This is a genomic window from Proteus alimentorum (assembly GCF_002607735.1).
GTDB lineage: Bacteria > Pseudomonadota > Gammaproteobacteria > Enterobacterales > Enterobacteriaceae > Proteus > Proteus alimentorum.
Genome location: NZ_NBVR01000027.1, coordinates 55,045 through 78,240, shown reverse-complemented (window position 1 = coordinate 78,240; position 23,196 = coordinate 55,045). Strand labels below are relative to the sequence as shown.

Below are 23,196 nucleotides of genomic sequence, written 5' to 3'. Positions count from 1 at the left end.
GCGTTTATTTTCAAGGCTTTTCACTTTTTTTCTTTGTTCTCTCGGCTAACTCACTTAGCGTGGTTTGCCGTGACAACGAGGGCGCATTATAGGGAGTTTTCTGAATGTGACAAGTATTATTTTAAAAAAAACTTCCGACAGCGCACTTAATAATCAATACAGCCTTTCTAGTGCAAATAGTAGACAACTCTTGCCTAAAAAAGTTCCAAATATAAAAAAACGCTATGGATAGATTATCTTCATTCTGCTCTACTAAAACGCAGACTATAAAAAAGAGGCTTATATAAGCCTCTTTTTCAGTTTCACGGCATCTCTTATTTATCATAATAAATAGAGAAGACGCTCTATTACTGTTTTGCAATTATCTTATTGTCATCTAAATCTAAGATAATTTCTTTGCCCGGTAATAATTTGCCAGACAAGATATCTTGAGCTAATGGGTTTTCAACCTCTTGCTGGATAGCGCGTTTCAATGGACGAGCACCATAAATTGGGTCGAATCCTACCTCACTCAATTTCTCTAATGCAGCCCCAGTGATAGTAACGTGATAACCACGCTCTTCTAAACGCTGGTATAAACGACGCAACTGAATTTGTGCAATCGCTGCAATGTTTTCTTTACCTAATGGGTGGAATACCACAACTTCATCAATACGGTTGATAAACTCTGGTCTGAAATGATGACCAACAACATCCATCACAATCGTTTTCATTTCAGGGTAATCAATTGTCCCGAAACGTTCTTGAATTAAATCAGATCCCAAGTTCGATGTCATAATCACAACGGTATTACGAAAATCGACTGTTCGACCTTGTCCATCCGTTAAACGACCATCATCCAATACTTGTAATAAGATATTGAATACGTCTGGATGCGCTTTTTCAACTTCATCCAATAAGATGACGGAATAAGGGCGACGGCGAACGGCTTCTGTTAAATATCCACCTTCTTCGTAACCAACATATCCTGGAGGTGCACCCACTAACCGAGAAACGGAGTGTTTTTCCATAAATTCAGACATATCGATACGAACCATTGCATCATCACTGTCAAACAAGAAGTTCGCTAATGCTTTACACAACTCTGTCTTACCAACACCAGTAGGTCCTAAGAATAAAAATGAACCAATAGGGCGATTAGGATCCGATAATCCAGCACGGCTACGACGGATAGCATTAGATACTGCACTCACAGCCTCAGCCTGACCAATAACACGTCTATGTAGTTCTTGTTCCATTCTTAACAGTTTTTCACGCTCCCCTTCTAGCATTCTAGATACAGGAATACCTGTCCAACGCGCTAAGATTTCAGCAATTTCAGCATCAGTGACTTTATTACGTAACAGCTTCATATGCTTATCTTCAGCTTTATTAGCTTCAGCAAGCTGTTTTTCTAATGTCGGGATTTGTCCATATTGGATCTCTGACATTTTCGCCAAATCACCACTACGGCGAGCTTGCTCTAATGCGATACGAGCCTGTTCTAACTCAGATTTAATATGTTGAGTCCCCGTAAGCTCTGCTTTTTCTGCTTTCCACTCTTCTTCTAAAGCAGAATACTCTTTCTCTTTTTCAGCAAGTTCTTCGTTGAGCATCTCTAAACGCTTTTTACTTGCATCATCAGACTCTTTTTGCAGTGCTTGTTGTTCAAGTTTGAGCTGAATGATACGTCTATCGAGTCTATCTAATGCTTCTGGTTTTGAATCCATTTGCATACGTAGACTTGCGCCTGCTTCATCAATTAAGTCAATCGCTTTATCTGGCAACATACGGTCAGATATATAACGATGAGATAAAGTCGCAGCCGCCACAATCGCTGGATCTGTAATTTGAACATGATGATGAAGTTCATAACGTTCTTTCAGACCACGTAAAATAGCGATAGTGTCTTCTACAGTTGGCTCGGCTACATACACTTTTTGGAAACGACGCTCTAATGCCGCATCTTTTTCAATATACTGGCGATATTCGTCAAGTGTTGTTGCACCAACACAGTGTAATTCACCACGAGCTAATGCAGGCTTTAACATATTCCCCGCATCCATAGCTCCGTCAGCTTTACCTGCGCCAACCATCGTATGTAATTCATCAATAAACAGAATGACACTGCCTTCCTGTTTAGATAAATCATTTAAAACAGCTTTTAAACGTTCTTCAAATTCACCACGATATTTAGCACCCGCTAATAACGAGCCCATATCTAAAGAAAGTACACGCTTATTCTTTAAACCTTCAGGGACTTCACCATTAACAATACGTTGAGCCAAACCTTCAACAATGGCCGTTTTACCTACACCTGGTTCACCAATAAGCACAGGGTTGTTTTTAGTACGGCGTTGTAGAACTTGAATGGTTCTTCTTATTTCTTCATCACGACCAATAACAGGATCGAGTTTGCCTTGTTCTGCTCTTTCCGTTAAATCCACAGTATATTTTTTCAATGCCTGACGTTGGTCTTCTGCATTTTGATCGTTCACTGTTTCTCCACCACGTATTTTTTCAATCGCCATCTCAAGACTTGCTTTATTTGCTCCGGCTGCTTTTAGCATGTCAGCAACTTGACCACCGGTTTCCATGGCCGCTAAAAGAAAGAGCTCTGACGAAATAAATTCGTCACCTTTTTTCTGTGCCAATTTATCGCACAAATTAAGATGCTTAATTAAATCATTTGAGGGATGAACCTCTCCACCAGCACCTTCGACTTTAGGTAATCGAGACAAAGCATCATTTATTCGCTCATTAAATTGCGATGCATTAACACCTACAGATGTTAATAGAGGACGAATTGAGCCACCTTGTTGATTAAATAACGCACTCAGTAAATGTATGGGTTCTATAAATTGATTATCGTTCCCAAGTGCCAATGACTGGGCGTCTGCGAGAGCTTGCTGGAATTTATTGGTTAATTTATCCAGACGCATAACACCTCCAAGTAAAATTTAAAGTAAAATTCGTAACTGGAGAATAGATGAGGTCATTTTGACAATATTCAAGCTCAAAATAAAAATTTTGAGCAAAAATATTCATCAATATTTGAGATAAGTGAGAAAAATCGTTGAGAGGAAGTTTATTTAATCCAGATTAATGATGCCATTCGCCCGGTTACATGCTCTCGTCTATAAGAAAAGAAGCGCGATGGTTCAGTTACAGTGCAAAAATCACCGCCATAAATCTGAGTTACTCCACTTTCCTGTAAGATTATTCTCGCTAACATATAAATATTAGCTAAGTATTTACCATTTTGGGGAATAAATGCAGGCTCAAAGACAATATTTTTTTCTATAAACGCCAAACGGACTTCTGCACCAACCTCAAAAGCGGTTGGCCCAATTGCTGGCCCTAACCATGCCATAATTTGATCTTTAGGTGCTTTAAACTGTGCAAGTGTATTTTGTAATACACCATGGCAAAGCCCTCGCCATCCACCATGAGCTGCGCCAACTTCTGTTCCATCAACAGTTGTAAAAAGGACAGGCAAACAATCTGCTGTCATAATCGCGCAAACTTTTTTCACGGTAGAGGTGTAAAGGGCATCACCTTGTATTTCATTATTTTTCTCAGTATTTAGCGTAACAACATGAGTGCCATGAACTTGTTCAAGCCATAGAGGCATCTCAGGCAATTGAGCTTGCTGACAAAGTCTACGTCTATTTTCTTCGACATCAGACAATTTATCACCAACATGAGTACCTAAATTAAGACTGTTATAAGGTGGTAGACTAATCCCCCCCTCTCTCAAGGTACTGCAAGACCCAATATTCTCAGGTTGTGGCCAATCTGGAAAAATCAATGAAGTCATTTACCAATCCATTTCATCTTTAAACTGTTCAACGTCAGCTTTTAGCACATCGATAAGCTTAACCATATCATCTGGTAATGGTGCATGCCATTCCATTTCAATACCTGTTATTGGATGATAAAGACGTAGCATCGTTGCGTGTAGAGCTTGTCTGTCAAATAAACGTAACGTTTCACGTAATTCATCTGAAGCCCCTTTTAAAGGTCGAGGTCTTCCGGCATAAAGCTGATCACCAATTAAAGCATGGTGAATATGTGCCATATGAACACGAATTTGGTGAGTACGACCCGTTTCTAAACGTAAACGCAAACGTGTATGAGCACGGAAATGCTCCATAACACGATAATGTGTTACTGCTGGTTTGCCCATTGGGTGCACAGCCATATGTGTACGTTTAGTGGGATGACGAGAAATAGGTTCATTCACTAATCCTCCCGCGGTCATTCTTCCTGTTGCAACCGCCTCATACTCACGTGTGATTTCACGGCGTTGTAACGCTTCTACTAAATGCGTTTGAGCAGGCACTGTTTTTGCTACAACCATTAAACCTGTTGTATCTTTATCCAATCGATGGACAATCCCTGCACGAGGTACATTAGCAATCTCTGGATAGCGATAAAGTAATGCGTTTAATACGGTGCCATCAGGGTTACCAGCGCCAGGATGTACAACAAGATCTCTTGGCTTATTAATAACTAAAATATCATCATCTTCATAGACGATATTTAACGGAATATTCTGAGGCTCCCAGCGAACTTCTTCTTCAATTAAGGCATCGACTTCAATTTTTTCACCGCCAAGCATTTTTTCTTTTGGCTTATTGATGATTTTATCGTTAACCTGCACTCTATTGTCTAAGATCCACTCTTTTATACGAGATCTTGAATAATCAGGGAACATTTCGGCCAAAGCCTGATCTAAGCGTTGACCCAGCTGTGAATCTGCGACTGTAGCATTAAGTCGTATTTGTTGAGACATAAATAATTTTCTATTAATTAAGTTAGTGTTTTGACGGCACAGCCGTTTCATTTAAAATGAGTTATAGTGTAACCGATTTCAGGGGAGCTTCACGGAGAGACTCCCCAAACCTATTCAGAGGATAATCAATACGTGATGAGACGCATTAAATACCTAGTGGCAGCGGCCACTGTAAGCCTGTTACTTGCTGGCTGTTCGAGTTCAGACAAAGACGCTACTGCCGATATGTCGCCTTCTGAGCTTTACTCAACCAGTCAGGAAAAATTGCTAGATGGCAATTATGGAGCGGCTATCAAACAATTAGAGTCTCTCGATAATCGCTATCCTTTTGGCCCTTACTCGCAACAAGTTCAACTCGATCTGATTTATGCTTATTATAAATCAGCGGAACTACCAATGGCGATTTCTGCAATCGACCGTTTTATGCGATTAAACCCAACCCATCCTAATATCGACTATGTTCTTTATATGCGTGGCTTAACAGCTCAAGCATTAGATGATAGTGCATTACAAGGATTCTTTGGTATTGATCGTTCAGACCGTGACCCTCAACATGCCATCGTGGCATTTAAAGATTTTAGTCAATTAGTCCGTTACTATCCAGACAGCCTTTATGCCGCTGATGCAACCAAACGCCTAGTCTTTCTTAAAAACCGTTTAGCGAAGTATGAGCTTTCTGTTGCGAAATTCTATACTAAACGAGGGGCTTATGTCGCGGTTATTAATAGAGTAGAGCAAATGATGCGTGATTATCCTGATACACAAGCCACTCGTGATGCACTTGTCTATATGGAAAACGCTTATAAAGAATTAGGTCTGACACAAGAAGCAGAAAAAGTAGCTTCACTAATTGCAGTCAATCCAGCCTAACTAAACATCACCATCAAAAACAGCAGCTTATCGCTGCTGTTTTTTTATTCTTTTCTCGCTAAATTGTCTTTACTTTTCATCAGCCCAACCTTTCTAATATGACCGAATAAATGCAACTTAACAAGCGGTCTTTTTCAGCTATTTATCATTTGTCACGTTTCTATTACTAGTTACACATACATCTAACAAAAAGTGATTTTGATCATGTTTTAAATTGTGTATCACGATATTCTGAAGTTATCGAAGACGGAGTAATAAAGAGGTAACTATATGATTATAAATATTACTAGCAAACAAATGGAAATTACCCCAGCACTACGTGAACACATTGAAAGCCGTCTAACTAAACTCAATAAATGGCAGGTGAATTTAATCAATCCTCATATTATTCTTACGAAAGATCCTAAGGGTTTTAGTGTTGATGCCAGCATTCATACACCAAATGGGCAATTGGTCGCTAATGCACAACACGCCGATATGTATGTTGCAATTAATGACTTACTCGCAAAACTTGAACGTCAATTAAACAAAGTTCAGCATAAAAACGAATCTCGTCGGGCTGATAACAGCCTGAAAGAAGAGAATTTACTTGTCGATGAAATGTAAATAGTAAAGCAAGATTAAAAATTAGAATAAATCACTGACTCAAAACGCCTCTGCGCATCCTCGTGATGCGCTTTTTATTGTATTTTTCTTGACTCCTTTCACATCATCATGTTTGATAGCAATAGGTTAAATAATTTACCAATCAATATAATGAACAAACATTCATATTTGCCTTTCTTCTTTTTCTTTCTACTCTTTCATTAAGAGGCTTTGTCATTTCAGAAAGAAAAGTAAGAACGACAATAGCCTCCAAATTGGAGGCTTTTTTATTTATGATGGCATGACATAACGGTATAGGGCTTAAACATGGAAAAACTCGATTTATTAGCAATCAGAGATAAAATCACAACGTTAGATTCAGAATTACTAACGTTGTTAGCAAACAGACGCCAATTATCTGCTGATGTTGCTCAATTTAAATTGAATACACATCGCCCTATTAGAGATAAAAATCGTGAGCGTGAATTACTTGATTTATTAGTTGAGAAAGGAAAAAACGTTGGGCTAGATGGTTTTTATATTAGTCGTATTTTTCAAATGATCATTGAAGACTCTGTATTAACACAACAAGCTATTCTACAACAACATCTTAATGCAACTCCCAATGAATCAGCCAGAATTGCTTATTTAGGGCCTAAAGGCTCTTATTCACATATTGCTGCTCGCCAATATGCAGCCCGCCATTTTGATACCTTCGTTGATTGCACTTGTCAGAAATTTGATGACATTTTTACGCTTGTCGATACAGGCCAAGCTGATTACGGCTTACTGCCAATTGAAAATACCAGTTCGGGTGCAATTAATGATGTTTACGATTTACTGCAAACAACATCAATCTCTATTGTTGGAGAAATTCGCATCCCTATTAATCATGCGCTTTTAACAAGTGTTGATAGCAGTATAGAAGCATTGCAAACTATTTATAGTCATCCTCAACCTTTCCAACAATGCAGCCATTATTTAAATCAGTATCCAAACTGGAAAATTGAATATTGCGAAAGTACAGCCGCGGCAATGGAAAAAGTAGCTCTAGCACAATCACCACATGTTGCAGCTATTGGTAGTGAAGCCGGTGGTTCTCTTTATGATTTAAAACCTTTAGCGAATAACTTAGCAAACCAGCAAATAAACGTAACACGCTTTATTGTTATTGCACGAAAAGCCATTGATGTTTCAGAGCAAGTACCCGCTAAAACAACCTTCTTAATGGCAACTGGGCAACAAGCAGGTGCATTAGTCGATGCATTAATGATTTTAAAAAAATACGATATTATTATGACAAAACTTGAGTCTCGTCCTATTAATGGCACACCTTGGGAAGAGATGTTTTATATTGATGTTCAAGCAAATCTACGTGATATCAATATGCAAAAAGCCTTGCACGATTTATCACAAACAACTCGTTCATTAAAAATACTAGGCTGTTACCCATCAGAAAATGTTGTTCCTGTCGAAGTGAAATAACCTCACTCAAAGAGAAGAGCCAGATAGCATATCACTATCTGGCTTTTCTTTTTTGTTCTTATTTTAAAATTAATTATAAGAAACCATACATCGCAGCAAATACCCAGCCGAAGACACAGGAAACAGTTACACCAATTAATCCTGGCAGAATAAAGCTGTGGTTAATAACAAAACGCCCTATTCGAGTTGTACCAGAACGGTCAAATTGAATTGCCGCTAAGTCACTAGGATAAGTTGGTAAAATATAATAACCATAACACGCTGGTGCCGATGCAATAATATAAGCAGGATCAACACCAATACCCAATGCTAAAGGAACAATTGCTGCTAAAGCTGCCGCTTGGGAGTTAACAAACTTAGATACTAATAATAAGACGACCGCATAAGCCCAAGGGTATTCTCGTACTAATTGCCCTAATGCTGCTTCTATTTCTTTCATATGTGCAGAGAACATTGTCTCTGCCATCCAAGCAATACCATATACGGCAACAATTGCTATCATCCCTGAACGGAATACTTCATTTTTAGAAATAAGAGAAGGGTTGGTTTTACAGATAATAATAATTGATGCACCAGCTAATAACATAAACATCTGAATAACGAGTACCATAGATAATGGTTTGCCATTAAATACAGGACGTATTTCAGAGAAAGCACCTAATATGGCAACAACAGCAATTGCACCTAAGAAAATCCACATTGCTACCCAATTTTTCATAGGGAGCTTTTTATCTAGAAGTGTTGCTGTATCACCATAAACATAATCATGGTTTTCAGGAACTGAAACAAATTCTTGGAAGCGTTGGTCTTTATCTAAATCTTTTCCTCTAAACCAACTAAAGATGCCAATAGCTAAAATACCAATAAAAGTAGAAGGAATAGTAATTGCTAATAAATCTAAAAACTCAAGGTGTTTGCCATTAAAAGTCACATCGCCAAGCATTGCGACTAATGTAACAACGGCAACGGAAACCGGACTGGCAATAATCCCCATTTGAGAGCCGATTGTACTTGCCGCCATGGGTCTTTCAGGGCGAATATTATTTTTAATCGACACATCATAGATAATTGGCAATATGGTATAAACAACGTGCCCAGTACCACATAATATTGTAAGAGTACAAGTTACAAGTGGTGCAACAATAGAAATATATTTTGGATTTTTACGTAATAATTTTTCTGCTATTTGCAACATAACATCTAATCCACCAGATGCTTGCAATGTTGCAGATGCAGAAACAACGGCAATAATAACTAACATTACATCAACAGGTGGTTTTCCCGGAGGGAGATTAAAAATAAAAACTAAAATAACCAGACCTACACCACCTAATAGACCTAATGCAATTCCTCCCTTCCTAGCTCCATAAAATAGACACACTAATATAATGGCGAGTTGTATTAAAAAATCCATAAATTACCCCTTGAAAAACACGTCGGAATATAAATAAAAAATAATACAGTCGAGTTTCCAGCATTTCTTGCAAAAAACATTGTTTATAAAATGTAATTTACGACAACTGTTATATTCATTTTTTTGATCATTGTTATAGTTTTAATAATCCATTTTTATTTCATTCAATTTTAAGAACTCCTCAACAAATTATTTTTAATAAAAGACAATATCGAACATTAATAGTTATTTAATTAAACTCAATAATAACAATTGAATAACAATGGATATAAAAAACATCAGGAGATTAATAAAAATGAATATTTATCTTATTGTTTTTAAATATATATTTAAGTTTACCTACTCTTATCTTCTGAATAAAAGTAGGGAACTCTATTTATTATTAAAATTGAAAAAGATAGGAAAATAATATGAATTCTTTTATCTTGCTGATTTTAAGTCTATTTTTTAGCAACCATGCAGATAGCGTTGATTCAGAGAAGGGTTATTACGCTTATTCTGTGAGTAATAAATCACATTTACAGCGCTGTACGGTAAGCCCATGTCCGGATCCTAAGGACTATTAATTTATAACCATATTATTTTAAAGGGAATTTTTATGATTAAATTATATATTTTAATACTTTCATTTCTATTTTCTAGCTATGCAAGTGCCCAATTTCATAATAAAAATATACAAAGTAAATTATCAATAAATGAGTATTCACAAAATAAGACTAACATGACTGATCCTAATGGTTGCGTTTGGCCACCTTGTGATGATGAGTGGTAATAAACTAAAAAACAATAAATAATTAGCAAAATAAAAGCCGAACAATCATCTGTTCGGCTTTTTATACTTTTTATAGAAAGCTAAATACTATATAGCTAAATACGGCTGTCATTCGCTTTTTGTAATAATACACCACTCTCTTTCATAAATTGAGAAGCATAATCACCAAACCAATCACTCACGTTATTAAATGAATGAACGAACTCATTCTTTGCATTTATATCTAATAGGTCAATAGCTTGCCCTAATGAATGATGATATCGGCGAATTAATTCAATATTCTCTTTCGATGATAAAATAATATCCGCGTAAAGTTGTGGATCCTGAGCAAATAGACGCCCTATCATTGCCAATTCTAAGCGATAGATAGGAGATGACAATCTAAGCAAACTCGCGAGATCAACTTTCTCTTTCGCCAAATGTTGGCCATAAGCAAAAGTTGTAAAATGTCGAAGCGCTTGGATAAAACTCATATTTTTATCATGCTCTTCTGCCGTTATGGCTTCTATTCTTGCGCCCCATACCATCAATTGTTCTAGCAACCATTCAAATGCCGGACGATCTCGACCTTCACAATAAGCCACAACCTGTTTGGCTAAACTTGGCACATCTGGGCCAAACATAGGATGAAGACCTAAAACAGGGCCATTATGTGCTTTTAACATCGCCTCTAAAGGTGCTTTTTTAATAGAAGCAAGATCCACAAGTAAACAGTTTTCAGGTAAAGCAGGCAGTTTTTTAATAACCTCAACTGTTAAATGAATAGGTACACTGATAATCACCATTCCTGCATTATCAAAAATAGTCGGCGACTTAGTTTCCCATTCATTAGCTTCTAAGCTTTCAACTTGATAACCAGAGAGAGTAAACAAACGAGAAAATAGTTTACCCATTTTCCCATTTCCTCCCACAATAACAATTTTACCAAGTTGAGGATTGAGTGTTTTAAATCCCTTGTCATTCTCTTTAGTATAGGATTCTCGCATTACTCGGCGTAACACATCTTCAATTAAATCAGGGGAAATCCCCATCATTTGTGCATCATTACGACGAGAAGCAAGCATGGAGGCTTCTCTATCAGGTGCATAAATCGGTAAGCCATAACGGTTTTTAACTTCGCCCACTTCAGCTACCAGTTGCATTCTTTTTGCGAGTAAAGAAAGCAGTGATTTATCTACCTGATCAATTTGCTCACGCAAACCTTGTAATTCTTCAGCCATCTATGCTTGCCTCTTTTTTCTTTATGATTAACTAACTTTTTTTAACTGCGCTTCACGCTGAACCAAAATCGGGGAAAGCTGAACATGTAAATTTCTTAATACAGACTCCGTTGTTTCCCAGCTAATACAGGCATCTGTTACTGAAACACCGTATTTCATTTCATTACGAGATTGCTCTGACGATTGATTACCTTCATTAATATGGCTTTCTAACATAATACCCGTGATAGACTCATTGCCTTTAGTTATTTGCTCAATGACAGAATCAACCACCGCTGTTTGACGACGGAAATCTTTATTAGAATTACCATGGCTACAGTCAATCATTAATGATGGTTTTAATCCTGCTTTTACCATCTGAGCCTCACATTGAGCAACATCTTCTGCATGATAGTTTGGTGTTTTACCGCCACGTAAAATGACATGTCCATCAGGATTGCCTTGTGTCTGCAACAAACAAACCTGTCCTGATTGATTAATTCCCATAAACCGGTGTGGCATAGAAGCCGCTTTCATCGCGTTAATCGCAGTATCTAAATTACCATCTGTTCCGTTTTTAAATCCAACTGGCATTGAAAGCCCTGATGCCATTTCACGGTGAGTCTGAGATTCTGTTGTTCTGGCGCCAATTGCAGACCAACTAAATAAATCACCTAAGTATTGTGGATTGTTAGGATCTAACGCTTCGGTCGCCAGTGGCAGACCTAATTGCACAAGTTCAGTCAGTAGCTTACGGGCAATATGTAACCCTTTTTCCATTTCAAAGCTACCATCCATAAATGGATCGCTGATTAAACCTTTCCAACCAACAGTTGTACGAGGTTTTTCAAAGTAGACACGCATCACAATGTACAGACTATCACTTAATTCAGACGCTAAGACTTTCAGGCGTTTTGCGTAATCTAACGCAACATCGACATCATGAATGGAACAAGGGCCACATACCACGAGTAAGCGAGGATCACGACGTTGAACAATTTCAGAAATTGTTTGACGTGACTGAGCAATGGCATGCAGATCATTGCGACTCAATGGGTATTTTTGTTTTAACTCTTCTGGAGTAATTAAAACCAGCTCTTCGCTGATATTCACATTATTGAGTGCGTCTTTTTGCATGATCATAATATTTACCTTTTTTATATCTGTCATTGTGATTTTGTGTGTCTGAAAGATAAGATAACATGCAATGTAAAGAAATCAATCCATATTTCCAATAATTTTGACAACATTGTAATTAAATCTTTACATTAGGGGTTTTTATTATAAATAATTAATAGATAACAATCAGTTAAATCAGACAAAGAGCACAAAAATAATGTGATCGAGATTGAATAAAAACGTTATACTGTAAAAATATATTTACATTTTATCTTTTAATGAATTTCGAGATAAGAAGAATAGATAAGATAGGAATAGAGAAGTAAAAGAGAGAAAAAACTAACAAACTATATTTTCAATATAAGGAAATATAAAAAAGGTCAGCAAATGCTGACCTTTTAACAATAACTTTCGGATGTGCGAAAGCGTATTATTTAGCGTTAAGACGCTCTTTGATACGAGCAGCCTTACCTGAACGCTCACGCAGGTAGTACAGTTTAGCTTGACGAACCGCACCACGACGTTTCACAGTGATGCTATCTACGACTGGAGAGTGAGTTTGGAATACACGCTCAACACCTTCGCCATTAGAAATTTTACGAACAGTGAATGCAGAGTGCAGACCGCGGTTACGAATAGCGATAACCACGCCCTCGAATGCCTGCAGACGTTTTTTAGAACCTTCAACAACCCATACTTTAACTTCTAAAGTGTCACCAGGACGGAATGAAGGAACATCTTGCTTCATCTGTTCTTGTTCGATTTGTTTAATAATATTGCTCATAATAACTCTCTTACCCTAGGTAAACTGATATTAATGACATCTTGTGTCAGACTTACTCTGCTGTTCCTGACAGATGTTCCCGCTGGAACTCTGTTAACAGCACTCTTTGCTCGTCAGTCAGAGCTAGGCTTTCCAGAAGCTCAGGTCTTCTTAGCCAGGTTCGACCCAGTGATTGTTTCATGCGCCAGCGATTAATATGAGCATGGTTGCCTGACAGTAAAACTGCCGGAACTTCCATACCATCTAAAACCTCTGGGCGGGTATAGTGAGGATGATCCAGTAAACCTTCAGCAAAAGAATCTTCTTTCGCAGAGGCTGCGTGTCCGAGAACACCCGGTACAAAGCGCGCTACTGCATCTATCATTATCATGGCAGGTAATTCCCCACCACTTAATACGTAATCACCAACAGACCACTCTTCATCGATTTCAGTCTGAATGACACGCTCGTCTATACCTTCATACCGACCACAAACCAGAATTAACTTCTCATTTGTTGCCAGTTCACAAACTCCTTGTTGATCGAGTTTGCGTCCCTGAGGTGATAAATAAATCACCTTTGCTCCATCACCTGCCGCAGCTTTTGCTTGATGAATGGCTTCCCTTAAAGGTTGAACCATCATCAACATACCGGGACCACCGCCATAAGGACGATCATCAACGGTATTGTGTCTGTCGTATGTAAAATCTCGGGGATTCCAACATTCTACATTGAGCAGACCATGCTTCACTGCCCGACCAGTCACCCCGTACTCGGTTATAGAGCGGAACATTTCTGGAAATAGGCTAATTACCCCAATCCACATTTTTGTGTCCCACTATTGAGAACCGTTAACCGGATAATCTAAAAACCAGGATCCCAATCAACGATAATTTTTTTCGCTGAGAGATCGACTTTCTTGATAACCTGCCCATCAAGAAACGGAACTAACCGTTCCCCGATACCGAACGCATCTTTCAGATTCGCTTTAATCACCATGACATCATTTGAGCCCGTTTCCATCATGTCTGTAACGACACCGAGATCGTAGCCTTTATCCGTTTCTACATGGCAACCCATCAGATCTTTCCAGTAATATTCACCTTCAAGTTCTGGAAGTTGCGAAGCATTCACGATAATTTCAAAATTAGTCAGGAAATTGGCCGCATCTCTGTCATCAATACCTTTTAGCTTGACAATAATATCTTGGTTGTGATGTTTCCAACTTTCAATTTCAATGGTTTCCCACTGTCCATGACGCTGAATAAACCACGGTTGATATTCAAAAATGTTTTCGGCGTGTTCGGTGGAGGAAAAAACTCTGAGCCAACCACGGATCCCGTAAGGTGAGCCCAACTTACCCATAACAATAGGTTCTACAGGCTCTTTTAAGGTTTTTTGTTCGCTCATTGTTACCACCGCGACAGATTAAGCGCTTTTCTTCGCTGATTTGATCAGGCCAGCAACACGTTCTGAAACAGTTGCGCCTTGAGCAACCCAGTGTTCAACACGGTCTACGTCTAAACGTAATTCTTCTGCATTACCAGTTGCCAGTGGGTTATAAAAACCTACACGTTCAATGAAACGACCATCACGCGCATTGCGGCTATCGGTTACTACTACTTGGTAAAACGGACGCTTTTTTGCGCCGCCACGAGCTAAACGAATTGTTACCATAACATCCTCATTAGTTAATAAAACAACCAGACGCCATCGAGGAACGGAGTCCGGTTGTCATATAAAAAGCCCGAAAAGTTTACTCACTTTGGCGAAAAAAGCAATCCAAAGCACGTTTTTTTTCAGGCTTTTTGATTTTATCGGCCTGGGAATCCAGGTGGCATCATACCTTTCATGCTACGCATCATCTTAGCCATGCCACCTTTTTTCATTTTTTTCATCATACGTTGCATGTCATCAAACTGTTTTAATAAACGGTTGACGTCTTGCACTTGTGTTCCAGAGCCCGCTGCAATACGGCGTTTTCTGGAACCTTTAATGATTTCCGGTTTTTGACGTTCTTTTTTAGTCATGGAATTAATAATCGCTTCCATTTTCACTAAAATTGAATCATCCATTTGTGATTTTACTGCATCTGGCACCTGAGACATACCCGGCATTTTGCTTAACATACTCGCCATGCCGCCCATGTTCTTCATCTGCTTTAATTGATCTAAGAAATCATTTAGATCAAAGCCATCACCTTTTTTAAGTTTTGTTGCTAGCTTTTCAGCTTGTGCTCTATCAACTTTGCTTTCAATGTCTTCAATTAAAGACAGAACATCACCCATGCCTAAAATGCGAGAGGCAATACGATCTGGGTGGAAAGGTTCTAAAGCTTCTGTTTTTTCCCCAACACCGAGGAATTTAATTGGCTTACCAGTGATATGGCGAATTGATAATGCCGCACCACCACGCGCATCACCATCAACTTTGGTTAATACAACCCCTGTTAATGGTAATGCTTCATTAAATGCTTTTGCTGTATTTGCCGCATCTTGACCCGTCATGGCGTCAACAACAAACAGGGTTTCAACTGGATTAATGGCTTTATGGAGAAGTTGGATCTCTTCCATCATGCCTTCATCTACGTGTAAACGACCTGCCGTATCCACCAGCAATACATCATAGAATTGAAGTTGCGCATGTTTTAATGCATTACTTGCAATTGTGACTGGATTTTCTTGAACCGTTGAAGGGAAGAAATCAATGCCAACCGTTTCGGCTAACGTTTCAAGCTGTTTAATCGCTGCTGGGCGATAAACGTCAGCAGAAACAACAAGAACTTTTTTCTTCTTTTTCTCTTTTAAGAATTTACCTAGTTTTGCGACACTGGTTGTTTTACCGGCACCTTGTAAACCTGCCATTAACACAACAGCTGGCGGTTGTGCTGATAGATCAAGGTCAGTATTCACTTCACCCATCGCATTGACGAGTTCATTTTGAACTATTTTCACAAACTCCTGACCCGGTGTCAGGCTTTTGTTAACTTCATGCCCTACTGCGCTCTCTTTGACGCGCGCAATAAAATCACGAACCACAGGTAAGGCAACGTCAGCTTCTAATAAAGCCATGCGCACTTCACGCAGTGTCTCTTTAATGTTTTCTTCGGTCAGTCTTCCTCGACCGCTTATATTGCGCAATGTGCGCGATAGTCTGTCACTTAAATTCTCAAACATTATCTTAGCTCAGTGTTAAAGTTGGGCTTATCGGTCATGTATGCCATCGATTATATCACGATGACTCGCGGATCTCTGCATAGAGATTTAAGCTTAATGACTTCAATAGTTGGAGCCGTATGCTCCTAGCGCTATACTAGGAAGTTATTCAAACAATATATGTAAGCGAAACTATGCCCGTTATATCAATCTCTATCGTCGCTGTCTGCGCTTATTTACTCAGTCTGGTGCTGTTTTTGCCCGGTCTGTTACGAAAAGAGCAGAATGGATACCGCGGATTAGCTCTACTATTTGCGGTAATTGCACTTGTTGCACATGCCATTTCATTAAAATTTTTAGTTTTCCGTCCCCACAGCGGACAGAATCTTTCACTCACCAATCTAGGTGCGATTGTCAGCCTGATGGTCTGCGTTATCATGACGATTGTGGCTTCTCGTGGCCGTGCATGGTTCTTACTGCCTATTGTTTATTGTTTTGCAATAGTCAATCTTATTATTGCAGCACTGATGCCAGGGGAATTTGTTACACATCTTGAAAGTAGCACATCACTCTTTATTCATATTGGGCTGGCTTTATTAAGCTATGCCACACTGTTAATCGCCGCTTTATATGCATTACAACTTAGTTGGCTCGACTATCAACTAAAAAATAAGAAACTAAAATTCTCACCTCAAATGCCACCATTAATGTCAATTGAGCGTAAAATGTTCCATATCACACAAGTAGGTGTGGTATTACTGACACTGACCTTATGTACAGGCTTGGTGTATATGGATAATATATTTGGTAAAGAGAATATTCATAAATCTATTTTCTCTATCATTGCTTGGTTTGTTTACATCATTTTATTATGGGGACATTTCCGAGAAGGATGGAGAGGAAAGAAAGTCATTATTTTTAATTTGATTGGCGCTATTATTTTGACATTAGCTTTTTTTGGTAATCGTTTATTACAAGAGTTAGTGATTAATTAATTTTCTATTTTAGGATAGCAAAAGGATCTCAATTTTGGAGCATGTGTCGACAACTACGCTCATTATCATACTTGTATGTATGATTATTGCCTCAGCTTATTTTTCTGGGACTGAAACCAGTATGATGACGATTAATCGCTATCGTCTTCGTCATGCTGCGAAACAAGGGAATCGCTCTGCAAAACGTGTTGAAAAATTATTACAACGTCCTGACAGATTGATTAGTTTAGTATTGATTGGCAATAATTTGATTAATATTGTTGCCTCTGCGCTAGCGACTATTGTGGGTATGCGTTTATATGGTGATGCAGGTGTCGCAATAGCCACAGGTGTGCTGACCTTTATTATCCTTATATTTGCTGAAGTACTTCCAAAATCAATCGCGGCACTTTATCCAGAGCGCGTTGCTTATCCAAGTAGTATTATTCTCTCTCCTTTGCAAAAACTGATGCTGCCTATTGTTTGGTTTTTTAATAAAATCACATTAATACTCATGCGCATTTTTGGTATCAAATCCCCAGTAATACAGGGAAATGCAGTCTCAAAAGAAGAATTAAGAACTATCGTCAATGAATCTAAATCAAAGCTTTCGCAAAGAAATCAAAATATGTTGCTGTCGATTTTAGATTTAGAAAAAGTGACGATTGGCGATATCATGGTGCCAAGAAATGAGATTTTTGGTATCGATGTCAATGACGAATGGAAATCTATTGTAAGACAATTAACCCATTCTCCTCACGGTCGAATTGTGCTTTATCGTGATACTCTTGACGACGCGATTGGTATGTTGCGAGTGCGAGAAGCTTATCGCCTAATGACCGAGAAAAAAGAATTTACCAAACAAATTCTGATGAAGGCTGCCGATAAAATCTACTTTATTCCAGAAAGCACGCCATTAAATCTACAACTCGTCAACTTCCAACGTAATAATGAAAAAGCGGGTGTTGTGGTTGATGAATATGGCGAAATTCAAGGTTTAGTGACTGTTGAAGATATTCTTGAAGAGATTGTGGGTGACTTTACTACCTCGATGTCCCCATCTTTAGCTGAAGAAGTTATTCCTCAAAAAGACGGTTCATTATTAGTTGATGGCACAACAAATATTCGAGATATCAATAAAGCTTTTGGTTGGCATTTACCTGAAGATGAAGCTCGAACAATCAACGGCGTTATTATTGAAGAGTTGGGTGATTTACCTGTTGTAGGCCATAAAATAAAAGTGAGTGACTACGAATTTGAAATACTTGACGTTCAGGATAACGTCATCAAAAAGGCGTTAATTCGCCACCTTTCAATCCCACATCATTCGTAAATACAAAATAAAGCGCCTTCTAAGGCGCTTTATTTTTTGCTGTTTATCCTAGCTCAAATCGTAATTTGCTATTACGAAAATCAAACTCTCTGGCAGGTTTCATATAGAAAGGTTCTATCTCTTGCTCTTGTATTAGTTTTGCAGGTTTTAATTGTTGATAATCAGAATAGAAACCATGATTCTTGACCCACATAACTAAGTTTAATGCAGGTTGATAAGAATAATCAACACCATACTCTTCACGCCGACAAATAAAACACGCTGTTTCTCCTTTATTCAAAGTAAGAGAAAGGGACTTGCGTGGAAAATTAGTAATAAGCGCCCCCTCATCGTTTATCGCTTCAATATTAAAATGATGAGGTGCTAAGCTACGAATATTTTCATATTTTAATTGTGAATTTTCACCGCTATAACTGTTTGTTTTAATTTCATCTTGTTGAAAATACCAGCAATATTGATCTTCTTTTTTTTCTTTATAAAGATAATCACCACTTATTTTCATTATGGTGTTTGTTTGTGGTTTAGTGATTTTGGCAAATAATTCAGGATTGAGCTCAGATGACAGCAATAACGAATCAGGCTTGATAATAAGCTCTGGTTCGCACTGAGTGCGTTTAACATACTTTTTGTGAACTCGTTCTAAATAACGATATTCAAGTGCTTTAGAACGTCCTTGATAAAAAAAGGCATCTTTAGGAAATTGAGTACATAATGTGCCTTTGCCTACAAAATAAAATTCTCGAACAAAAAAATCTAATACTAATTTAGGTGATGAGAATTTGCGATTTTCCATAACGAAAGTGTACTCCGTGTATTAAGCATAAATTTAATCCATTACTGTGCTAACAATATAAGAAGATAAGAAAATAAAACAATGGAGTAGAGAAAAGAAAAATAATAGAGAAATTAAAAAGAGACAATAAATCAGGATGCGAATTTCCTGATCTATTATCCCCTAATGTTATAAATTAGCTATAACTTAGACATGTAGCTCTTTTAAAGTTTCTTCAGGCAGTGCTAATTCATCGTTATGATTAATACCAATGCTATGAGATAAAATATCTCGTGCAATATCTTGAGCTTCTGTCAGTGAATGCATTTCATAGGTACCACATTGGTACACATTCAGTTCTGGGATATGGTTTTGATCTTTTACTTTCAAAACATCTTCCATTGCCGCTTTCCATGCATTAGCGACACGTTGCTCCTCTGGTTGCCCAATTAAGCTCATGTAGAAGCCTGTACGGCATCCCATTGGGGAAATATCAATTATCTCAACACCATGACCATTAAGATGGTTACGCATAAATCCAGCGAACAGATGCTCTAGAGTATGAATTCCTTTCTCAGGCATGGCTTTTTTATTTGGCACAGTAAAACGTAAGTCAAATACCGTGATGGTATCACCTGATGGCGTTTTCATTGTCTTAGCAACGCGTACAGCAGGTGCTGACATACGTGTATGGTCAACAGTAAAGCTATCCAATAAAGGCATAAAAAACCTCCTAAGAAAAATTTAAATATTTTTAAGAAAAAATGAAACTTTCTGCAAGTAACCCAGTCTTAGTAATGAATACGCGCAAATTGTTATCATCCCTATTTCTCTATAGAATTTTTTAGCCACACAAATCTTAGTGTGGCTTTTTTCTATCTAAGTTTAGGAAGCCACGTTATCGGTGTTTGTCCCCGCATGGATCTTCAAATACTCATCAAAAGAAATGGTATCACTCTTTTCTAGCTCTTCTTGACGTTTTATGGATGAAATTCTCTCATGATCAAAAGCTTCATCGGTTAACGTTTCATAAGGTGTTTTAATTAATTCTTGGTAATATTCTTCAGCTAAAGATAAGCCTAAACCACCAATGCCTTGCGTTTTAATTTTGTCTAACAGTCTGCCAGAGAAGGTTAATTCAGGATTATCGAACATTTCTTCTAACTTAACGCAAACTTCCATATATTTAGTGCCTGAACAGCAATCAAGAACATTAGCAACACGTTCTAAATCAGCAAATAAGGCTTTACCTACTTGCGCTAGTGGCTCTTTTCTTTCACCACAACCCATTCCAATAACTTGACCAGGCTTACGCCCTTCGAGAATAACGTTATTCCAATTTGAACGGCAGCACGCTAATTCAGAGGCACTCATTTCTGGAGCATCAGCTAATACACACCAGATCAGGAATAAGTCAAGGAAGCGAATTTGAGTTTCGTCAACACCAATTGGCGTAAATGGATTGATATCAAGTGAACGAACTTCGATATATTCAATACCGCCACGTAATAACGCATCAGAAGGTGATTCATCTCCCTTAACCACACGTTTAGGACGAATAGGTGCGTAGAGTTCATTTTCAATCTGCAACACATTGGTGTTTAACTGAATATACTCACCGTCTTTCTTAACACCTAATTTAGCAAACTCTTCAGAAGGCTTATGAATCGCTTTTTTCAGTCCTTTGACATACGTTTCAAGATGATTAAAGGTAATATCTAAATCGCTTTGAGATTTATTGGTATACCCTAAATCACTTAAACGTAATGAAGTTGCATAAGGTAAATACTTCGCCCCTTTAGGCGTGCTTTCAAAGGGTAGATTTGTTTCTCTTCCTTTTAAGAAAGATCCACAAATTGCCGGTGATGCGCCAAAGAAGAATGGAATGATCCAACCAAAGCGATAGTAGTTACGAATAAGACGTAAGTAACCGTCTGAAATCGCCTCTTTCCCACTCTCTTCATCTTTTACATTTGCCCATGCTTGCCAAAATTCGATAGGCAGTGAGAAGTTGTAATGCACACCTGAAATAGTTTGCATTAGTGCGCCATAACGATTTTTAAGCCCTTCTCGGTAGAGGGTCTTAAAACGCCCTACATTAGATGAACCAAATTGAGCCAGCGTAATCTTATCTTCTGCTTCAATAAAGCAAGGCATACTCATAGGCCACATACGTTCATTATCTAAGTGACGTGCTGTATAGCGATGTAAATCACCTAAAAAATGCAAGGTATGTGCAATGTTGTCATCAACAGGTGTAATAAACTCTAATAAAGACTCTGCAAAATCTGTTGTGATCCATTTATGAGTTAATGATTTACCTAATGAAATAGGATGTTCTGTTGATGCTAAATTGCCTTCTGGCGTGACTCTTAAAGTTTCACGCTCTATACCACGGTGGATGCCACATAAAACTTTAGGGTGTGCTTCCAACCAAGAAAGCGCTTTTGATACGTCCGGGATCAAAGGTGACCTCCCGTGTTGATTGATGTTAGTAAATAGATAGGAGTTACTTTATCGCAAAGTCACTAAATTGTCGCTGATTAGATGATGTTAGCATTGTTAGTTGGTGCGAAACAAAGACGTTATATTATGAGAAATAATAGAATGGTAGAAAGCAAAAAGCCCCGCTATTGCGAGGCTTTAAAGATGGTGCATCCTGGAGGATTCGAACCTCCGACCGCTCGGTTCGTAGCCGAGTACTCTATCCAGCTGAGCTAAGGATGCAGGTCTGACGTTTTGGCTAGAAATAATTTAACTAAAGCATCTAATAAAAGATGGTGCATCCTGGAGGATTCGAACCTCCGACCGCTCGGTTCGTAGCCGAGTACTCTATCCAGCTGAGCTAAGGATGCAGGTCTGACGTTTTGGCTAGAAATAATTTAACTAAAGCATCTAATAAAAGATGGTGCATCCTGGAGGATTCGAACCTCCGACCGCTCGGTTCGTAGCCGAGTACTCTATCCAGCTGAGCTAAGGATGCAGGTCTGACGTTTTGGCTAGAAATAATTTAACTAAAGCATCTAATAAAAGATGGTGCATCCTGGAGGATTCGAACCTCCGACCGCTCGGTTCGTAGCCGAGTACTCTATCCAGCTGAGCTAAGGATGCATCGTAGTTACTTTTCTAGCTGCTCATATTGCAATTGGCAATCTGAGTAATGAGATGGTGCATCCTGGAGGATTCGAACCTCCGACCGCTCGGTTCGTAGCCGAGTACTCTATCCAGCTGAGCTAAGGATGCGCCGTTTTAATACTTTACGCTTTTAATGCAAATTATTCACCATTTGCACCAAAATAAAAACCCCATACATTAATCATGGGGTTGAAATATGGTGCATCCTGGAGGATTCGAACCTCCGACCGCTCGGTTCGTAGCCGAGTACTCTATCCAGCTGAGCTAAGGATGCGCCGTTTTAATACTTTACGCTTTTAATGCAAATTATTCACCATTTGCACCAAAATAAAAACCCCATACATTAATCATGGGGTTGAAATATGGTGCATCCTGGAGGATTCGAACCTCCGACCGCTCGGTTCGTAGCCGAGTACTCTATCCAGCTGAGCTAAGGATGCAAATCTAAATGGCGGTGAGAGAGGGATTCGAACCCTCGATGCAGCTTTTGACCGCATACTCCCTTAGCAGGGGAGCGCCTTCAGCCTCTCGGCCATCTCACCATATTTAGAACCACTCGAAGAAGTTCTTACTGAACATCTCGTCTCTGTGTGGCGCACATATTACTTTCTCAGCCTAAGAAGTCAAACGATTTTTCTCAACTTTTTACGAATATACGTTTGTTTGAACACTTCACAAACAAACTGATGCGTTTATCATCAAGATTGGCTAAAAAAGTCCTAAACACAATGATATCGCTGATGAAAAATCATTCAAGTATTTTATTCTCTTAGCAAATAAATTTATTCGTACATCAAATAATTGTGAAGCGAATGATTAGAGGTAAAAAGACTTTCAATTCTG

At 38.5% G+C, this 23,196-nt stretch carries 19 protein-coding genes, 8 tRNA genes and 1 other annotated feature; of the genes, 5 read left to right on the top strand and 22 right to left on the bottom strand.

Features of this window, described 5'->3' with window-relative positions:
- Nucleotides 1–347: 347 nt before the first annotated feature.
- The 3 genes from clpB to rluD form a co-directional block, all read right to left on the bottom strand.
- Nucleotides 348–2,921 (bottom strand): ATP-dependent chaperone ClpB, encoded by a 2,574-nt coding sequence (gene clpB, locus B6258_RS10235; protein ID WP_099075172.1) that lies wholly within the window; start codon nucleotides 2,919–2,921, stop codon nucleotides 348–350.
- 146 nt (nucleotides 2,922–3,067) lie between these two features.
- Nucleotides 3,068–3,799 carry a purine nucleoside phosphorylase YfiH gene (gene yfiH, locus B6258_RS10230; protein ID WP_099075171.1) on the bottom strand — a complete coding sequence of 244 codons (732 nt, stop codon included), beginning with the start codon at nucleotides 3,797–3,799 and terminating at the stop codon, nucleotides 3,068–3,070.
- Complete coding sequence (rluD, locus tag B6258_RS10225) at nucleotides 3,800–4,777, bottom strand: 23S rRNA pseudouridine(1911/1915/1917) synthase RluD (protein ID WP_075672439.1); 978 nt, start codon at nucleotides 4,775–4,777, stop codon at nucleotides 3,800–3,802. It lies immediately after the preceding gene.
- Nucleotides 4,778–4,912: 135 nt separating this feature from the next.
- Here rluD and bamD point away from each other — a divergent pair, with 135 nt between their 5' ends.
- The 3 genes from bamD to pheA all read left to right on the top strand — a co-directional run bounded on the left by bamD (nucleotide 4,913) and on the right by pheA (nucleotide 7,717).
- A complete protein-coding gene (gene bamD, locus B6258_RS10220; protein WP_099075170.1) occupies nucleotides 4,913–5,647 on the top strand; it encodes an outer membrane protein assembly factor BamD in 735 nt (244 codons plus the stop codon).
- A 270-nt stretch (nucleotides 5,648–5,917) separates the two neighbouring features.
- Nucleotides 5,918–6,253 carry a ribosome-associated translation inhibitor RaiA gene (gene raiA / locus B6258_RS10215; RefSeq protein WP_075672427.1) on the top strand — a complete coding sequence of 112 codons (336 nt, stop codon included), beginning with the start codon at nucleotides 5,918–5,920 and terminating at the stop codon, nucleotides 6,251–6,253.
- Nucleotides 6,254–6,407: 154 nt separating this feature from the next.
- Nucleotides 6,408–6,524: a sequence feature (Phe leader region), on the top strand.
- 35 nt (nucleotides 6,525–6,559) lie between these two features.
- A complete protein-coding gene (gene pheA, locus B6258_RS10210; RefSeq protein WP_099075169.1) occupies nucleotides 6,560–7,717 on the top strand; it encodes a bifunctional chorismate mutase/prephenate dehydratase in 1,158 nt (385 codons plus the stop codon).
- A gap of 73 nt (nucleotides 7,718–7,790) precedes the next feature.
- On the opposite strand, the gene B6258_RS10205 is transcribed toward pheA, so the two are convergent.
- The 8 genes from B6258_RS10205 to ffh form a co-directional block, all read right to left on the bottom strand.
- Complete coding sequence (locus B6258_RS10205; protein WP_023580975.1) at nucleotides 7,791–9,131, bottom strand: anaerobic C4-dicarboxylate transporter; 1,341 nt, start codon at nucleotides 9,129–9,131, stop codon at nucleotides 7,791–7,793.
- Nucleotides 9,132–9,998: 867 nt separating this feature from the next.
- The gene (tyrA, locus tag B6258_RS10200; protein WP_099075168.1) at nucleotides 9,999–11,123 is read right to left on the bottom strand and encodes a bifunctional chorismate mutase/prephenate dehydrogenase; all 1,125 of its coding nucleotides are present in this window, start codon (nucleotides 11,121–11,123) and stop codon (nucleotides 9,999–10,001) included.
- 27 nt (nucleotides 11,124–11,150) lie between these two features.
- Nucleotides 11,151–12,245 (bottom strand): 3-deoxy-7-phosphoheptulonate synthase, encoded by a 1,095-nt coding sequence (locus tag B6258_RS10195; protein ID WP_099075167.1) that lies wholly within the window; start codon nucleotides 12,243–12,245, stop codon nucleotides 11,151–11,153.
- 406 nt (nucleotides 12,246–12,651) lie between these two features.
- On the bottom strand, nucleotides 12,652–13,005 hold the full coding sequence (gene rplS / locus B6258_RS10190; protein ID WP_023580978.1) for a 50S ribosomal protein L19: 354 nt from the start codon (nucleotides 13,003–13,005) through the stop codon (nucleotides 12,652–12,654).
- A 52-nt stretch (nucleotides 13,006–13,057) separates the two neighbouring features.
- Nucleotides 13,058–13,810, bottom strand: a complete 753-nt coding sequence (trmD, locus tag B6258_RS10185) for a tRNA (guanosine(37)-N1)-methyltransferase TrmD (protein WP_006534750.1) — start codon at nucleotides 13,808–13,810, stop codon at nucleotides 13,058–13,060.
- A gap of 38 nt (nucleotides 13,811–13,848) precedes the next feature.
- On the bottom strand, nucleotides 13,849–14,394 hold the full coding sequence (rimM, locus tag B6258_RS10180; protein ID WP_099075166.1) for a ribosome maturation factor RimM: 546 nt from the start codon (nucleotides 14,392–14,394) through the stop codon (nucleotides 13,849–13,851).
- Nucleotides 14,395–14,412: 18 nt separating this feature from the next.
- On the bottom strand, nucleotides 14,413–14,661 hold the full coding sequence (gene rpsP / locus B6258_RS10175) for a 30S ribosomal protein S16 (protein WP_004244772.1): 249 nt from the start codon (nucleotides 14,659–14,661) through the stop codon (nucleotides 14,413–14,415).
- 137 nt (nucleotides 14,662–14,798) lie between these two features.
- The gene (gene ffh / locus B6258_RS10170; protein ID WP_023580979.1) at nucleotides 14,799–16,160 is read right to left on the bottom strand and encodes a signal recognition particle protein; all 1,362 of its coding nucleotides are present in this window, start codon (nucleotides 16,158–16,160) and stop codon (nucleotides 14,799–14,801) included.
- A gap of 173 nt (nucleotides 16,161–16,333) precedes the next feature.
- On the opposite strand from ffh, the gene B6258_RS10165 reads away from it, so the two are divergent.
- Both B6258_RS10165 and B6258_RS10160 read left to right on the top strand, forming a co-directional pair.
- Nucleotides 16,334–17,134, top strand: a complete 801-nt coding sequence (locus tag B6258_RS10165; protein WP_099075165.1) for a cytochrome C assembly family protein — start codon at nucleotides 16,334–16,336, stop codon at nucleotides 17,132–17,134.
- Nucleotides 17,135–17,168: 34 nt separating this feature from the next.
- Nucleotides 17,169–18,446, top strand: coding sequence for an HlyC/CorC family transporter (locus B6258_RS10160; protein ID WP_099075164.1), 1,278 nt, complete (start codon nucleotides 17,169–17,171; stop codon nucleotides 18,444–18,446).
- A gap of 43 nt (nucleotides 18,447–18,489) precedes the next feature.
- Here the strand turns inward: B6258_RS10160 and B6258_RS10155 are convergent, their stop codons facing one another.
- The 11 genes from B6258_RS10155 to B6258_RS10105 form a co-directional block, all read right to left on the bottom strand.
- Nucleotides 18,490–19,239, bottom strand: a complete 750-nt coding sequence (locus B6258_RS10155; RefSeq protein ID WP_099075163.1) for a hypothetical protein — start codon at nucleotides 19,237–19,239, stop codon at nucleotides 18,490–18,492.
- 186 nt (nucleotides 19,240–19,425) lie between these two features.
- On the bottom strand, nucleotides 19,426–19,941 hold the full coding sequence (gene luxS, locus B6258_RS10150; protein ID WP_099075162.1) for an S-ribosylhomocysteine lyase: 516 nt from the start codon (nucleotides 19,939–19,941) through the stop codon (nucleotides 19,426–19,428).
- A gap of 162 nt (nucleotides 19,942–20,103) precedes the next feature.
- Nucleotides 20,104–21,684 carry a glutamate--cysteine ligase gene (gene gshA, locus B6258_RS10145; RefSeq protein ID WP_099075161.1) on the bottom strand — a complete coding sequence of 527 codons (1,581 nt, stop codon included), beginning with the start codon at nucleotides 21,682–21,684 and terminating at the stop codon, nucleotides 20,104–20,106.
- 184 nt (nucleotides 21,685–21,868) lie between these two features.
- Nucleotides 21,869–21,945, bottom strand: a tRNA-Arg gene (locus B6258_RS10140).
- Between the two features lie 51 nt (nucleotides 21,946–21,996).
- Nucleotides 21,997–22,073, bottom strand: a tRNA-Arg gene (locus B6258_RS10135).
- Between the two features lie 51 nt (nucleotides 22,074–22,124).
- Nucleotides 22,125–22,201, bottom strand: a tRNA-Arg gene (locus B6258_RS10130).
- 51 nt (nucleotides 22,202–22,252) lie between these two features.
- Nucleotides 22,253–22,329, bottom strand: a tRNA-Arg gene (locus tag B6258_RS10125).
- A gap of 55 nt (nucleotides 22,330–22,384) precedes the next feature.
- Nucleotides 22,385–22,461, bottom strand: a tRNA-Arg gene (locus B6258_RS10120).
- Nucleotides 22,462–22,550: 89 nt separating this feature from the next.
- A tRNA-Arg gene (locus B6258_RS10115) sits at nucleotides 22,551–22,627 on the bottom strand.
- A gap of 89 nt (nucleotides 22,628–22,716) precedes the next feature.
- Nucleotides 22,717–22,793 (bottom strand) — tRNA-Arg (locus tag B6258_RS10110).
- 9 nt (nucleotides 22,794–22,802) lie between these two features.
- Nucleotides 22,803–22,895: transfer RNA gene (locus tag B6258_RS10105), tRNA-Ser, on the bottom strand.
- Between the last annotated feature and the right edge of the window lie 301 nt (nucleotides 22,896–23,196).